Origin of the sequence: Pedobacter nutrimenti, assembly GCF_032678445.1 — a bacterium.
GTDB lineage: Bacteria > Bacteroidota > Bacteroidia > Sphingobacteriales > Sphingobacteriaceae > Pedobacter > Pedobacter nutrimenti_A.
In genome coordinates this window covers 275,340-290,669 of the sequence record NZ_JAVTSQ010000007.1, presented here as the reverse complement: position 1 = coordinate 290,669, position 15,330 = coordinate 275,340, and the positions used below count along the sequence as shown (strand labels likewise).

Annotated in this window: 19 protein-coding genes; 3 read left to right on the top strand and 16 right to left on the bottom strand. The window is 41.5% G+C overall.

The window, feature by feature from the left end; translation table 11 throughout:
* Positions 1-5: 5 nt before the first annotated feature.
* From rpsS to R2S08_RS14635, 7 genes are all read right to left on the bottom strand, one after another.
* Positions 6-272: a 30S ribosomal protein S19 gene (rpsS, locus tag R2S08_RS14665; protein ID WP_008244581.1), complete on the bottom strand. Its 267-nt coding sequence runs from the start codon at positions 270-272 to the stop codon at positions 6-8.
* A complete protein-coding gene (gene rplB / locus R2S08_RS14660) occupies positions 272-1,096 on the bottom strand; it encodes a 50S ribosomal protein L2 (protein ID WP_316835868.1) in 825 nt (274 codons plus the stop codon). The genes rpsS and rplB overlap by 1 nt, the downstream gene beginning before the upstream one ends.
* 23 nt (positions 1,097-1,119) lie before the next feature.
* A complete protein-coding gene (gene rplW, locus R2S08_RS14655; protein WP_108554183.1) occupies positions 1,120-1,410 on the bottom strand; it encodes a 50S ribosomal protein L23 in 291 nt (96 codons plus the stop codon).
* Between the two features lies 1 nt (position 1,411).
* Positions 1,412-2,041: a 50S ribosomal protein L4 gene (gene rplD, locus R2S08_RS14650; protein ID WP_133778969.1), complete on the bottom strand. Its 630-nt coding sequence runs from the start codon at positions 2,039-2,041 to the stop codon at positions 1,412-1,414.
* A gap of 5 nt (positions 2,042-2,046) precedes the next feature.
* Positions 2,047-2,664 (bottom strand): 50S ribosomal protein L3, encoded by a 618-nt coding sequence (gene rplC / locus R2S08_RS14645; protein ID WP_316835867.1) that lies wholly within the window; start codon positions 2,662-2,664, stop codon positions 2,047-2,049.
* Positions 2,665-2,843: 179 nt separating this feature from the next.
* Positions 2,844-3,236, bottom strand: coding sequence for a DUF1634 domain-containing protein (locus R2S08_RS14640; RefSeq protein ID WP_316835866.1), 393 nt, complete (start codon positions 3,234-3,236; stop codon positions 2,844-2,846).
* Positions 3,233-4,069 carry a sulfite exporter TauE/SafE family protein gene (locus R2S08_RS14635; protein ID WP_316835865.1) on the bottom strand — a complete coding sequence of 279 codons (837 nt, stop codon included), beginning with the start codon at positions 4,067-4,069 and terminating at the stop codon, positions 3,233-3,235. The genes R2S08_RS14640 and R2S08_RS14635 overlap by 4 nt, the downstream gene beginning before the upstream one ends.
* 80 nt (positions 4,070-4,149) lie before the next feature.
* Here R2S08_RS14635 and R2S08_RS14630 point away from each other — a divergent pair, with 80 nt between their 5' ends.
* Positions 4,150-4,758, top strand: a complete 609-nt coding sequence (locus tag R2S08_RS14630; RefSeq protein WP_316835864.1) for a hypothetical protein — start codon at positions 4,150-4,152, stop codon at positions 4,756-4,758.
* A gap of 92 nt (positions 4,759-4,850) precedes the next feature.
* On the opposite strand, the gene rpsJ is transcribed toward R2S08_RS14630, so the two are convergent.
* From rpsJ to R2S08_RS14600, 6 genes are all read right to left on the bottom strand, one after another.
* The gene (gene rpsJ, locus R2S08_RS14625; protein WP_008244591.1) at positions 4,851-5,156 is read right to left on the bottom strand and encodes a 30S ribosomal protein S10; all 306 of its coding nucleotides are present in this window, start codon (positions 5,154-5,156) and stop codon (positions 4,851-4,853) included.
* A 62-nt stretch (positions 5,157-5,218) separates the two neighbouring features.
* Positions 5,219-7,333: an elongation factor G gene (gene fusA / locus R2S08_RS14620; RefSeq protein ID WP_316835863.1), complete on the bottom strand. Its 2,115-nt coding sequence runs from the start codon at positions 7,331-7,333 to the stop codon at positions 5,219-5,221.
* 18 nt (positions 7,334-7,351) lie between these two features.
* Complete coding sequence (rpsG, locus tag R2S08_RS14615; protein ID WP_084287544.1) at positions 7,352-7,819, bottom strand: 30S ribosomal protein S7; 468 nt, start codon at positions 7,817-7,819, stop codon at positions 7,352-7,354.
* Between the two features lie 16 nt (positions 7,820-7,835).
* Entirely contained in the window at positions 7,836-8,249 is a 414-nt protein-coding gene (gene rpsL, locus R2S08_RS14610; RefSeq protein ID WP_008244597.1) for a 30S ribosomal protein S12, read from the bottom strand.
* Positions 8,250-8,951: 702 nt separating this feature from the next.
* Positions 8,952-9,647, bottom strand: a complete 696-nt coding sequence (locus R2S08_RS14605) for a carboxypeptidase-like regulatory domain-containing protein (protein WP_316835862.1) — start codon at positions 9,645-9,647, stop codon at positions 8,952-8,954.
* Positions 9,648-9,725: 78 nt separating this feature from the next.
* Positions 9,726-9,950 (bottom strand): VF530 family protein, encoded by a 225-nt coding sequence (locus R2S08_RS14600; RefSeq protein WP_316835861.1) that lies wholly within the window; start codon positions 9,948-9,950, stop codon positions 9,726-9,728.
* A 57-nt stretch (positions 9,951-10,007) separates the two neighbouring features.
* On the opposite strand from R2S08_RS14600, the gene R2S08_RS14595 reads away from it, so the two are divergent.
* Together R2S08_RS14595 and R2S08_RS14590 are read left to right on the top strand one after the other, a co-directional pair.
* Positions 10,008-10,646, top strand: a complete 639-nt coding sequence (locus tag R2S08_RS14595) for a hypothetical protein (RefSeq protein WP_316835860.1) — start codon at positions 10,008-10,010, stop codon at positions 10,644-10,646.
* Between the two features lie 60 nt (positions 10,647-10,706).
* Positions 10,707-11,870: a mechanosensitive ion channel family protein gene (locus tag R2S08_RS14590; protein WP_316835859.1), complete on the top strand. Its 1,164-nt coding sequence runs from the start codon at positions 10,707-10,709 to the stop codon at positions 11,868-11,870.
* 151 nt (positions 11,871-12,021) lie between these two features.
* Here the strand turns inward: R2S08_RS14590 and R2S08_RS14580 are convergent, their stop codons facing one another.
* The 3 genes from R2S08_RS14580 to R2S08_RS14570 form a co-directional block, all read right to left on the bottom strand.
* Positions 12,022-13,992, bottom strand: coding sequence for a M1 family metallopeptidase (locus R2S08_RS14580; RefSeq protein WP_316835857.1), 1,971 nt, complete (start codon positions 13,990-13,992; stop codon positions 12,022-12,024).
* 70 nt (positions 13,993-14,062) lie between these two features.
* Complete coding sequence (locus R2S08_RS14575) at positions 14,063-14,806, bottom strand: hypothetical protein (protein ID WP_316835856.1); 744 nt, start codon at positions 14,804-14,806, stop codon at positions 14,063-14,065.
* A 68-nt stretch (positions 14,807-14,874) separates the two neighbouring features.
* A complete protein-coding gene (locus R2S08_RS14570) occupies positions 14,875-15,225 on the bottom strand; it encodes a Spx/MgsR family RNA polymerase-binding regulatory protein (RefSeq protein ID WP_316835855.1) in 351 nt (116 codons plus the stop codon).
* Between the last annotated feature and the right edge of the window lie 105 nt (positions 15,226-15,330).

Genomic DNA, 15,330 nt, shown 5'->3' with positions numbered 1-15,330 from the left:
CTTAATTATTTTTTCTTTTCAGAGTGACCCCTAAATGTTCTGGTTGGAGCAAACTCTCCCAGTTTATGACCAACCATGTTTTCTGTTACGTATACCGGTATAAATTTATTACCGTTGTGTACTGCAAATGTATGACCCACAAAATCTGGTGAGATCATTGATCTGCGAGACCAAGTTTTAATTACAGACTTCTTGCCTGAATCATTCATAGAGACTACTTTCTTCTCTACGTTATGGTCAATATAAGGTCCTTTTTTAATCGAACGAGCCATTATTTCTTCCTTTTCTCTATGATGAAACGATTTGAGTATTTTTTAAGTGAACGAGTTTTGAATCCTTTCGAATAAACTCCGTTCCTTGAGCGAGGCTGACCTCCTGATGAACGACCTTCACCACCACCCATCGGGTGATCTACCGGGTTCATCGCAACAGGACGTGTTCTAGGGCGACGACCTAACCAACGGTTACGTCCAGCTTTACCCAATACTTCATTTGCATGATCTGAGTTAGAAACTGCTCCTATTGTAGCTAAACAAGTAACTAAGATCGATCTTACTTCACCTGAAGGCATTTTCAATGTAGCATATTTACCATCACGAGCTGCCAATTGTGCATAAGCACCAGCGCTACGTGCTAACTGTGCACCACGACCTGGATTAATCTCCACGTTGTGTACAATAGATCCCAAAGGAATTCTTGATAATGTTAAAGTATTACCTACCTCTGGAGTAGCTGTTTCTCCCGAAACTACTGTTTGTCCTACTTGCAACCCTTCAGGTGCAATAATGTAACGCTTCTCACCATCTGCATAATGTAATAATGCGATGCGTGCAGTACGGTTTGGATCGTATTCAACAGTTGCTACTGTTGCAGGAATATCAAATTTCTCACGTTTAAAGTCAATTAAACGGTAAGATTTTTTGTGACCACCACCCATGTAGCGCATAGTCATCTTTCCTGTATTGTTACGTCCTCCCGACTTTTTAGAAGATACAACCAATGATTTTTCGGGCTTGGTTGCTGTAATCTCCGTAAAACTGGCGCCAACTCTAAAGCGGGTACCCGGAGTAACTGGTTTAAATTTTCTTAAGCCCATAGTTATAAATTATTCAATTCTTATTATAAATTCGCGTAATAATCAATTGTCTCACCTGCTTTCAGGGTTACGATAGCTTTCTTATATTTTGGGCTACGACCTGAAACTAAACCACCTTTAGTATTTCTGGACTTCAGTTTACCAACTACAACCATTGTGTTAATGGCTAAGATGTTCACTCCGTACATTTTTTCTATAGCTGCTTTAATCTGCAATTTATTTGCTTTGTTGTCTACTTTAAAAGTAAAGCGGTTAGACTTTTCTGTTAATGCAGAAGCTTTTTCTGTTAATACTGGTTTCTTTAAAAGTTCCATATTACTTGGCAAATGCCTCCTCCAATGTTTTAAGAGAATCCGCAGTTAACAAAAGCTTACCGCAATTCAATACATCATATGTATTTAACTGATCTGCAGTGATTACTTTCGCTTTCTGAATGTTTCTGCTTGATAAATAGATATTGTTATTTTGCGAAGGTAAAACCAACAAAGTTTTTTCGTTAGTCAAGTTTAATGCGCTAACTAAATTGATGTAGTTTTTAGTTTTGATTGAATCAAAAGCAAAGTCTTCCAAAACTACGATATTGTTGTCTTGTGCTTTGTAAGTTAAAGCCGATTTACGGGCAAGAACTTTCAATTTTTTGTTCAGTTTAAAACTATAATCGCGTGGCTGAGGACCAAATACACGACCACCACCATTGAACAATGGAGATTTAATACTTCCGGCGCGAGCACCACCAGTACCTTTTTGTTTGTATAATTTGCGGGTTGAACCTGCAATTTCATTACGTTGTTTTGATTTATGCGTTCCCTGACGTTGGTTAGCTAAATACAACTTAACATCTAAATAAATTGCATGATCAACAGGCGTAATACCGAATACCGACTCAGGAAGTTGCACCTTGGCACCTGTCTCTTTTCCTGAAATGTTTAATACTTTAACTTCCATCTTGCTTACTTGTCTAAGATTACGTAAGATCCTTTAGCTCCTGGTATTGAACCACTAACTACCACAAGGTTTTGATCAGCATAAACTTTCAAAACTTGTAAGTTCTGAACTTTTACTCTGTCACCACCCATTCTTCCCGCCATACGCATACCTTTAAATACACGAGCTGGATATGAAGCCGCACCTAATGAACCTGGTGCACGCATCCTGTTGTGCTGACCGTGGGTCTGACCACCAACACCACCAAATCCGTGGCGTTTAACAACACCTTGAAAACCTTTACCTTTAGAGGTTCCAACAACATCCACAAAATCACCTTCGTTAAAGATGTTAACCGTTACAGTATCACCTAAGTTAAGTGACTCTTCAAACGGCTCAAATTCAACCAGTTTACGTTTTGGGGTAGTGCTTGCTTTCGCAAAGTGGCCTTTAAGAGGCTTGGTTGTGTTTTTCTCTTTGGCTTCGTCGAAACCCAATTGAACTGAAACGTAACCGTCTTTCTCTTCGGTCTTTACCTGTGTAACTACACAAGGTCCAGCTTCGATCACCGTACATGGTATATTCTTACCATCGGCGTCGAAAATGCTGGTCATTCCTACTTTTTTTCCAATAATACCTGACATTTTCTATTTTTAATTTAACACCCATCGAAGCAGTAGGGCTTCGTTCAAGGTGGATATACATCCCCGTTAAGGGACGGCAAAAATAGGAAAGAAATCTTAATTTTCAAATAGTTAGCTAATTATTTTTTCAAATAACTGCAATTATTTTTTTGAAGCATGAAATAACCAGAGGTAAAAATCTACCCGACCAGCTTATTGCTTAAACTGAACAGAATGACACAAAGTACAAATACACCGATCAGCACATACATATAATCCCGTTCAATCAGAAAGCTAAAGATAGAAAAAACAACTCTCGTTATTGGCGTAAAAATCAATAAAAGCACCCCAAATTGTATAACTGCCTGACTATCCATGCTTTTTATTCCTTCAAAAACAGCCAGGATAGAAGCATACTGATTCTTTGACGAGTCAAATATCTTGTAATCAACCAAGCCATTTCCATGGTGCAGAAGATAAATTATCCCACCCAGGAGCACCACAGACATCGACAAAATAACCCCTACCCTAAGCAAGGTGCCCAATATCACCTGCACATCCTTATCAGCAAAATAGTGTTTTGACTTTTTCATAATTTACCGGATAAGCCATTATAGATCATTTGCAGAGCCAGAAAAACCACCACTACAGCAAATATTACTTTCAATTTATCAGTTTTTGCTTTAACCAGGATCTTGGAACCTATAGTTGCACCCAACAAAACACCTACCGTTACAGGCATCGCTATACCCGGGTCTATTTGCCCCCGATGCAAATAAACCACTGCACTGGCAGCAGCCGTAACCCCCATCATAAAGTTACTCGTAGTTGTAGAAACCTTAAACGGGATCCTCATGATATTGTCCATAGCAACCACTTTTAAGGCTCCGGAACCAATCCCCAGCAAGCCAGAAATGATACCCGCAAAGAACATCATCACAAAACCACCAATCACATTATGCACCCCATACTTCTTTTCACCCGCTTCCGTAGGATAACTGCCATTCAATTTAAAAAAATTAGCAATTTTACCAGAAGTATCTGTATCAGAATGATCTACCTTTTTCTTTAACATCATAGCTGCAGAAAACAGCAAGATCAATCCAAAGATCACAGCGATATAACTGGGGTTGATAAACACCGTAATTACTGCGCCAAAAATGGCACTTATAGTTGTAGCGATCTCCAGGAACATCCCGATTCTGATATTGGTGATCCCCTCCTTTACGTAAGCTGCAGCAGAACCTGAAGAGGTCGCAATTACAGACACAATAGAGGCACCGATAGCATAATGAATATCTACACCCAAAGCAAGGGTTAACAGTGGGATTATAATTACACCTCCGCCCAAGCCAGTTAAAGAACCTACCAGGCCAGCCAGAAAAGCTCCGGCCAAAACAATAACTGTAAATAGTAGTACCGACATCCCGACAAATATACCATCTACAATTAAAACACAATAAAATTAAAATATTTATGTTAAATTAAGCAAACCAATCCTATGTTATGAAAAGATGTATACTTTCTTTATTTGCAGCAATTTGTTTACTGCTGATCACGCAAAACACTTTTGCTCAAGACACTACCAAAACAGATCCCTCTCTTTCCGGTCAGTACCAGTTCATGTTGTCAAAATCAAAAACACTCTATGGCGCTAAATTAATCAACCCGGCCAGACTGTCTGGCCTTTGGAAAAATGTAAAAGACACGATAAATACAGAAAGAAAACAACTTGTCGTATCCAAAGCTAAAATTAACGAGCAACAAAAAGCTATCGCAGACCTGAAGGCTCAGATAGAAGGCAAAGAAAGCTCGCTGGCGAGCTCTAACGCGAAACTGAACGAGATTAGCTTTTTGGGTATTTCTTTCACCAAATCGACTTATAACAGCATTGTATGGACACTGATCATTGCACTGGCACTTGCTCTTGCATTTGTAGTGGTCCGTTCTGCTAAACACATACATGAAGCCAAATACAGGTCTACCCTATACCAGGAAATAGCAGATGAATACCAGGCCTATAAAGTAAAATCTAACGACAAAGAGAAAAAATTAGCCCGGGAATTACAGGACGAACGCAATAAATTTGAAGATTATAAAAGCCGGGAGCGCTAGCAGGTCCCGGGATGCCGGCCTTCGCCGACATGATGCCAAACAAAAAGGCCTCTGCATTTGCAGAGGCCTTTTTGTTCAATTAAGTATCGTCATTAAACTTTGATTTCTACTTCAACACCGCTAGGTAATTCAAGTTTCATCAAAGCATCAACTGTCTTAGAGTTAGAGCTATAAATATCTAACAAACGTTTGTATGCACACAATTGAAACTGCTCACGAGCTTTTTTATTCACGTGCGGTGAACGCAAAACTGTAAAGATTTTCTTTTCTGTAGGCAACGGAATTGGTCCGCTAACCACTGCACCCGTAGGTTTAACAGTTTTTACGATTTTTTCAGCAGATTTATCTACCAGGTTGTAATCGTAAGATTTTAATTTGATCCTGATTCTTTGGCTCATCTTATTTATTTAATTAAGGCGGCCTGTTAGAGCTATTAATAACAGGCTGCCGGTGTTATTTATTAATCTGAAGATTTAACTTTTCCTTTTGATTTCGCAATCACTTCTTCCTGAACATTTTTAGGCGCTGGATCATAGTGATCGAATTCCATTGTAGAAGTTGCACGGCCAGAAGTAATTGTACGTAACTGAGTTACATAACCAAACATTTCTGAAAGTGGAACCAGGGCTTTAATTACCTGAGAACCATTACGTGTATCCATACCTTGCAGCTGGCCACGACGACGGTTTAAGTCTCCCATAACATCACCCATGTTTTCTTCTGGTGTAAGCACCTCAATTTTCATGATAGGCTCCATTAATACCGGTTTACATTTAGGCAATGCCTCACGGAATGCCGAACGTGCAGCAATCTCGAAAGATAAAGCATCTGAATCGACCGCGTGGAATGAACCATCAATCAAACGAACCTTCATATCAGGAAGCGGGTAACCTGCAACTACACCATTAGACATGGCAGCAGCAAAACCTTTTTCTACAGAAGGGATAAACTCACGAGGAATAGATCCACCCACGATTTCGTTTACGAACTGCAATCCGCCTTTTTCGTAATCTGCATCAATAGGAGAAATAATAACCTGGATATCCGCGAATTTACCACGACCACCTGTTTGTTTCTTATAGGTTTCACGGTGTTGAGTCGTACCAGTAATTGCCTCTTTATAAGCAACCTGAGGAGCTCCCTGGTTAACTTCTACTTTGAATTCACGTTTTAAACGGTCAATCAAAATATCTAAGTGAAGCTCACCCATACCAGAGATAACAGTCTGACCAGTTTCCTCATCAGTCTGAACCCTGAAAGTTGGATCTTCTTCAGCCAGTTTACCTAAAGCCATACCTAATTTATCTACGTCAGCCTGAGTTTTAGGCTCAATAGCTAAACCGATAACCGGCTCAGGGAAGTTCATGGATTCCAGAATAATCGGGTTTTTCTCATCGCAAAGCGTATCACCAGTTTTGATATCTTTAAATCCTACTACCGCAGCAATATCACCAGCACCTACATTAGGGATTGGGTTTTGCTTGTTGGCATGCATTTGGAAGATACGGGAAATACGCTCTTTGTTCTCAGAACGTGCATTGTACACATAAGAACCTGCTTCAAGATTACCTGAATATACACGGATAAAGCACAAACGACCTACGAAAGGATCTGTTGCAATTTTAAATGCTAAAGCTGCAAAAGGCTCTTTTTCATCAGGTTTACGCGATACTTCCTCACCAGTATTTGGATTAATACCAGTTACACCTTCTTGATCCATAGGTGAAGGCAATAACTCCATCACATAATCAAGCATAGTTTGTACACCTTTGTTTTTGAAAGATGAACCACAAACCATAGGTACAATTTTAGCATCCAATACAGCCTGACGTAAAGCATCTAAAACTTCACGCTCAGTAATGGTTTCAGGGGCTTCGAAGAATTTCTCCATCAAAGTCTCATCATATTCCGCTACTGATTCCAGCAATTTTTCTCTCCACTCAGCAACCTCATCCAGCATATCTTCAGGAATTGGCACTTCAGTAAAGGTCATTCCTTTATCATGCTCATTCCAAACGATACCACGGTTGTTGATCAAATCAACTACACCTTTAAAGCTATCTTCAGCACCAATAGGCAATTGCAGAGGAACTGCATTGCTTCCCAGCATGTCTTTAACCTGTTTAACAACTTTTAAGAAATCTGCTCCGGAACGGTCCATTTTATTTACGAAACCAATGCGGGCAACATTGTAGTTGTTGGCTAAACGCCAGTTGGTTTCAGATTGAGGCTCAACACCGTCAACTGCTGAAAACAAGAATACCAAACCATCTAATACACGTAACGAACGGTTTACCTCTACGGTAAAATCCACGTGTCCCGGTGTATCAATAATGTTGATATGGTAGTTCTGTCCTCTGTATTTCCAACCTACAGTTGTTGCTGCAGAAGTGATCGTGATACCACGTTCCTGCTCTTGTGCCATCCAGTCCATTGTTGCAGCACCTTCGTGCACCTCACCAATTTTGTGACTAACACCAGCATAATAAAGGATACGCTCTGTTGTTGTGGTTTTACCCGCATCAATGTGAGCTGCGATCCCAATGTTTCTTGTGTATTTTAAATCTCTTGACATTTTATGATTCTACTTGGATTAGAAACGGAAATGAGAGAACGCTTTGTTGGCTTCAGCCATTTTATGCGTATCTTCTTTTTTCTTAACTGCTGCACCTTCACCTTTAGCTGCTGAAACGATTTCACCTGCTAATTTTTCTTTCATTGTTTTTTCTCCACGTTTACGAGCGTAAGAAATTAACCATTTCATGCCTAAAGCAATTTTACGGTCAGGTCTTACCTCTGTAGGTACCTGGAAGTTTGCACCACCCACACGACGAGATTTAACCTCTACAGCAGGCATTACATTTGTTAAAGCACGTTTCCATACTTCTAATCCATTCTCACCAGATTTTTTCTCTGCCAATTCAACAGCATCATAAAAAATAGAATAAGCGATAGATTTTTTTCCGTCAAACATCATGTTGTTAACGAAACGGGTCACCTGAACATCGTTAAATTTCGGATCAGGAAGAATGATTCTCTTTTTTGGTTTTGATTTTCTCATTTTTTTGTCCTCCTAATTATTTCTTTTTACCTTTTGTTGGTGCCGCAGCTACTTGTCCTGGCTTAGGACGTTTTGTTCCGTATTTAGAACGACGTTGGTTACGACCAGCTACTCCTGAAGTATCTAATGCTCCACGGATGATGTGGTAACGTACTCCCGGTAAATCTTTAACACGACCACCACGGATCAATACGATAGAGTGCTCCTGTAAGTTGTGACCTTCACCAGGGATATAGGCATTCACCTCTTTACCATTGGTTAAACGTACACGGGCAACTTTACGCATTGCTGAGTTTGGTTTTTTAGGGGTAGTGGTGTACACACGTGTACATACACCTCTTCGCTGTGGACAGCTGTCCAACGCCGGAGACTTACTCTTGAACTCCAGTGCTACTCTACCTTTTCTAACTAATTGTTGAATGGTTGGCATTGTTCTTTTGTTGTTTTCTATTAATGTTTAAAAACTTTACCCCTCACTAAGGGACTGCAAAGGTAAGACAATACAATTTATAAATCAAGTCGTTAGCGAAGAAAATCTGATTTTTCCTCCGGGGATAATTTTAACGCGGTTGTTCTTCTGTATAACGGATTTACTTCTTTCCTTGATAAGGAGCGCTAGGCTGCAAATTCCGAAATCAATGGATTTCATCAGGAGGTTTGAAGGCGATAAGTTGGAAAGAAGAATAAGCGCGGAAGTAACAGGGTGCTTAGTTAAAAAAGAAGGGTAAGCTCGAAGGCTGCTTAAGCTTAGGCGGGCAGAAAAAGCCCGCAAACCTTAAAAGGCCTTCTCCCTTACACCTTCTTTTTTTCTGGATTTCGAGCCTAATCTGACTTGGTGTATATATCCTGCTCTGGTTGAGCACGCCAGCACATCAACAGGATTGAAAAACAACAAACTTAGGACTGCATACATGTAGACTTATTCCAGTATAGAATAATCAGGGCAAACCAAACGTGCAAAAAAACCGCACCATGCCTGGTCTCCTCCCTCCCTCTGCAATTTGCTAAGGAAAATTCTCGTACGCTGCGGAAAGGCCTCAGAGATCTGCGGGCTTCTTCAGCCCGCCTGATATCGTTAGCCTTGAAGCAGATGTACAGAATTTTCCGACATAATTCAACCTTCCTGATATCGTTAATGTAAATCTGGCATTTTTCTTTTTTCCGGAGACAGGTCCTTAAACTCCTTGTAAGAATTCATGATGTAAAACTTAAGATCTTCCTGATCCATTTTATTCAGCGCCTCCAATGTAGGACGGTAACGCGTCATGAAAGCATCCAAATCAGCACCTTTAAGAGGAGTAAGCGCCGTTACAGCCGCGTTGTTAAACCTGGCATCGATCTTTCGTTCCGTTTTCTCGTTTTCCAGTTTCCGTTTCAACTTCCGGGCCTCTTTCCCTTCCTTACCGAAATACGCAGAAGGAGAAAAACCAAAAGGCTTGTTGACTTCCAGCCGGGTAGGATCCGCTTTGCGGTAAACATCTGCATATTCAATCTCCGGATTAAATGTTTTCGCTTTGATCTCTACTGTATTCAAAGTTTTACGATCTGCAGTCAGATACCTTTTCACAGGACTCATGTTCACCAGAAAAAGTGTATCCGGTAAATATCCGGGCTGAAAAAATATGATAACCTGATTAGCCACCGCATTAATCTTAAACCTTCCCTTCGCATCCGTGACGGTGCTATGCCCGGTATTTCTGTTAAAAACCTGTACCTGTTCCAGCGGATATCTCGAATTCCGGTCCGACACTGTTCCTTTCAACTGCTGGCCCTGAACAGCCAGGCTCAGCAAGGCAAAGGATAAAAAAAGAGTAAATCTGTTGATCATGCTTAAAGTTAAGCATTAAATCATGGATTTAATAGACCTCAACCGGAATCAATATACCGATTTAACAATTTTTACGCTCTAATGAAAAGTGTTCAGGTAAAGACGCTCCACCTTTTTACGGGCCCAATCGGTTTTGCGCAAAAAACGAAGGCTGGAATTCATTGTCGGATTGTTATTAAAACAAGCAATACGGATCAGCTGACCGAGTTCCTCCCAGCCATAGTGCCAAACCAGCTGTTTTAAAATAAACTCCAGTGTTTTCCCGTGCAGGGGATTATTTGCCTGTTCTTCTGCATTTGCCATGCTGCAAAATTAGGAAGAATGAGGTAGATTTCATTCAATTTTATCTAAGTTTGGATTATGCAATTAAAATTAGGTGATTTTGTTCGTTTTGTAGACGAAAATATAGAAGGGTATATCACCCGCATCATTGACAAAGACATGATCGGAGTAACGGATAACAACGACTTTGAGATACCCGTAATGGCTTCAAAAGTAACACTTGTACACGGGGATATTCCGGATGAAAGTGGTATAGTTAAAAACAGGACGGAAACTACTGTTCCGGAAGCCGCTTTTATTGATGAAGGCATATACCTTGGACTGGTCAGCGACCAGCACAGTCAGGCCGTTGCACATTTCCACCTCGTCAATGAAAGTTCCTACCAGCTTCTGCTCAGTTTCACCACAGAGAAGAATCAACATTTTAAAGGAGAGTTTGCAGGCATTATCCCACCGCATAAAGCCGTCCGGATCTTTTCCGCCAATATGGGAGACATACAATTATGGCCAAAATTCCAACTCGAGATCCTGTACCACACCCCAGCCAATATAGCTCCAAAAGAACCGCTGATCTATCATCAGTACCTGAAAGGCAAAGACCTGTCTGTAGCCAAGGTAGACATCGCCCTGCTCAAACAAAAAGGATGGCTGATCCGTCTGGACCCACCGGCACCAACAATCGATGCAGAGAAACTGATCGCAAGCTTTTTTAAATAATTCTGGATTGTAAAATATTTTTTGTAATCTGTTGCCACTACTTAATTTGACCTATTTTAAATGAAAGCAGCAGAAAATTACGACAACCTCAATCACATCAGCCTATACACTTACCAGCTCCTCTTGAAATGGGGCATACAGGCAAGTCTGGCTGTATACATTAACCTATTCGCACTTTTAGCCTTACTGGTACTGCTGGTTTACCTCCTGCAGTACCTGGTGAGACGCTTGCTGAGAATCGCCCTGATCCGTGTTGCCAAACGCTCCAGAATTGATTTCTTCCACCACTTACTGGAAAACAGATTTCCACATTTTCTTGCGCTGAGTGTTCCGCTGATCCTGGTTAAAAATGCCATTCCAGCTGTTTTCATACATTTCCCCGCACTGATTTCGCCCTTAAACCAGCTCACCGACATCTATATGGTCATCATCATTATCTGGATGATCATGTCTCTCCTCCGCTCTGGCGCAGATTCCCTGAGGAAAAAAACCGCTTTCCGGGAAAAACCTATAGAGAGCTACCTGCAGGTCATCCGCATATTTTTGTTCCTGTTCGGGGCAATATTGATGTTTTCCAACCTCACCGGAAAATCCCCGGTTGCCTTTTTCTCGGCAATGGGCGCCATTTCAGCCGTCTTGCTCCTCATGTTTAAAGACACTATCATGGGCTTTGTAGCTAGTATACAGGTCAGTGCAAATGATATTGTCCGCATCGGAGACTGGATCACCATGACCAAATATGGAGCCGATGGTGATGTGATAGAAATCAACCTCACCACAGTAAAAGTCCAGAACTTTGACAAAACCATCACTACCATCCCCACTTATTCCCTGATCTCAGACTCCTTCCAGAACTGGCGGGGGATGCAAGAAACCGGAGGGCGAAGGATCAAACGGGCCATCTACATCAAACAGTCCACCATACGTTTCATCACCGATGAAGAAGCAGAAGCATTTAAAAGAATCCAGACCCTCAGTGCATACATTGATCACCGGAAAAAAGATATTGACAAAAACAATGAACGTATTGGCGCAGACAAGAGCCTGCTGATCAACGGGCGAAACCTGACCAATGCCGGACTTTACCGAAAATACATACAACTACATCAGCAATCACTCCGGAACACACAAACGAATGACTATGATGGTCAGACATCTGGCCCCAACGGCAACCGGACTTCCTATAGAAATCTACGCCTTTACCAGCACCATCAAGTGGGCTGATTACGAATACATCATGGCCGACATTTTCGATCATCTGTTAGCATCTGCAAGATATTTCGATCTGGAGATCTTTGAACTCGAAGGCGCCAGCAGCAGCCACGCTTAGGGAAACTTGCCTGAGCGCACTCAGGCAAGCTCTGCTACAGCAAAACTATTTACTCCAGCTGTTGTTGTCCGGATTAACATCCGGCAACACCTTATCCGGATCCAACACGACAGACACCACTTCTTCAGTTGTCGGATAATGCACAATCCAGCTGCTGTTCCTCATCCATACATCCACAGGAAGCTTAACGATATCTTTTTTTCCGCTAGCCGTCGTGATCTGTAAAATAACAGGCATTGGCATTTTTTCCAAATTCGCCACAACAATATTATACCCATCCGCAACCCCATTTTTCTTTGCTGGGGCTACGCTGGTAATCGCCTGGTCCATCTTCCAGCTCTCCAGAAACCAACCTCTCCAAAACCAGGACAAATCTTCTCCGGCACCATTATCCATAGAACGGAAAAAATCAAAAGGTGTAGGATGTTTAAATGCCCAATGCTTAATATAATTCTGGAAAGCATAGTCGAAACGATCTGCACCAAGTACCTGTTCCCTCAGTATTTTTAAGCCCCAGGAAGGTTTATAGTACAAGTTTAAACCAATATTTCTTTCCTTCATCCCATCAGGGCTCAGCATAACAGACTCTACACCCGGACTTCCCATGAACCTGGCATTCGCATGCATATCCACCGGCGCATTCTTGTATTCTCCGTGATTAAAAGCATCATTAGATAAGCCATTGATAAAAGTATTGAAACCTTCATCCATCCAACCGTACTTCCGTTCATTACTTCCTACGATCATTGGAAACCAGGTATGACCAAACTCATGATCAATAACGCCCCAGGTTTCAGAAGTTTTGGCCTTCCAGCCGCAAAAAACGATACCTGGATATTCCATGCCACTAACATTTGAAGCAATGTTCACCGCCATCGGATAAGGATATTCAAACCATTTCTGTGAATAGTGCTCAATAGCGCCTTTCACATACTCCACGCCACGTCCATAGCTATCATTGCCATTACTTTCAACGGGTTGCGCAGATACAGCAAGCGATTTTTTACCGCTTGGTAAATTGATTCTGGCGGCATCCAGTACAAATGCCTTTGAAGAAGCCCAGGCCACATCCCTGGTGTTGTTCATTTTGAACCTCCAGGTCAGCCTGTCCTTAGCCGGGCGGGACTTCGGATCTGTCACTTCCGCTTCCGAGCGGATGCTGACTTTCTGATCACTCGACTTTGCTGCATTCCAGCGGCTCAGCTGCTGCGCAGTAAATACTTCCTGGGGATTCAATAATTCACCAGAGCCCATCACCAGATGACTTGCCGGTGCATTCACGGTAAAATCCACATCACCATATTCACAATAGAATTCAGATGCTCCCCAGTATGGCAGGGTATTCCAGCCCAGTACATCATCATAGACACACATCCGGGGAAACCACTGAGCAATCGTATAAATTTCTCCGTTTTTAGTTTCCAGGTGTCCCATCCGGTCAGAGCCGTTGAGTGGGATCACAAAAGAATAATCTATTTTAATACTGATCACCTCCCCTGCTGCCAAAGGCTCTTCAAGCCGGATCTGCATTCTTGTATCTTCAATAATCGACGTAAATTTAACGGCCTTTCCTTTTTGGGAAACAACAGGGTCTTTCAGACGATAACCACCGTCTACCTTTTCGCCCCTTGCGCCGTAACGGCTTCCGGGAGGGATCAATGCGGCTCCTCTCGATTTCTCAGAAAACAAATTCTGGTCCAGTTGCAGCCAAAGGTAAGGTAGCTTATCAGGGCTGTTGTTTTTATAAGTAATCACTACCGTCCCGGTAACGGTATTTTTAACATCATCCAGCGTAGCCGCTATATTGTAGTCGGCACGATTCTGCCAGTATTTTGGCCCAGGATAACCACTCGCAGAACGATACTCATTTCCATTCTGAGTATAGAACAATGGTCCGAATGCAGCGTGAGCATCATAGTTACCATCTGTTGTATTGTTTTGTTGTGCTGCGCTGCTTAAACTTAAGGCACAGAGCAGAATTAAAACCCAACGGGGTTTTGAAGACTTCCAGTTCATGAATCAATTTTAGTTTACGGTTGACAAAAGTAAATGTATCAAATCCATTTGATGCTTCTGCAATGTAACGTTAGTTTTGCTTCAATTTCTGGATAGGTACCGGTTTTCTTTCCTCCGGAGTCATTTTCAACCAACGGTGATAAGCCTGGGCAATGTAGAAGGAATAATTAAACGGACGCTCTCCTTTAATCAGTGGAACAGAGGGTCTGAACATAGAAATAAAATCCTTAAGTTCCTGACCTTTCAACTTAACCAGATCACTCACTGTTTGCTCATTAAAGTTGTTGTTGATTTCTGTTTCGTATACATCTCTTTCCTCGAGTGCCCGCAACTTGGCCTGTTCTCTTTTATATTTCCCGTAACCCAGCGATAAGATCATGCCCCCTGCCCGGTCACCGTTCTTTTTACCTTCCAGTCCATCCGTAGAAACCCGGGTAACCTCCTTTGCATTTTCCTGGTTTTTCTTCAGGTCCAGATAAGGAGAAAGCTTTGCACTAACAATGCTCACTTCTTTCAGGTTCTTAGAATTTACAGGCAGAAATATAGTCTTGGGATTTAAATCTGTCAGAAACAGTGTATCTGTATGATAACCGACCAAAGAAAACTCAATGAGATCTCCCTTACTGGCAGCGATAGTAAATTGTCCGGAAGCCTTAGTTACTGCCACCTGTTTGGTGTTCAAATTTCTAACGGCCACCTGCTGTAATGGAAAAGTCTTGTTATCGAAATCATAAACAGTTCCATTTACATTTCCCTGTGCCATTAATTTAATGGGCAGCAGCAATACAAGCGCAATTATCAGTTTTTTAACCATGGCCAAATTTAATACAGTTTTAGAACCTGTATGCCTATTTAACAAAAAATAACAATAAAAGGATTCAACTATTTTAAAAGCGCCTGATATTGATCTTCATTGAAGCTCAAAAGAATGGCCTTTCCGTCCTTTTCCACCACCGGGCGCTTGATAGCGCTCGTGTGCTTTAGCAGAATTTGGATCGCACCGACCTGGTCTTTAGCCACCAGTTGCTCTTCCGGGCTCAGCTTCTTCCAGGTCGTTCCTTTTTTATTCAGGATGTTCTCCCAGCCAAAAATGTCGCACCATTCGTTCAATTTTTCCGCAGTAACTCCCTTCTTTTTAAAATCATGGAAATCAAAATCAAAACCACCTTCCTTTAACCAGGTGATTGCTTTTTTTACTGTATTACAATTGGGAATGCCGTAGACTGTGATCATAGGGGTATTTTAATGAATATTGCCAGCTAAAATAAATAAATTTCACAGATAATATTTATTAAATTAACGGTTCTCCACCCATTATTAAGTAATATTGCATAATTT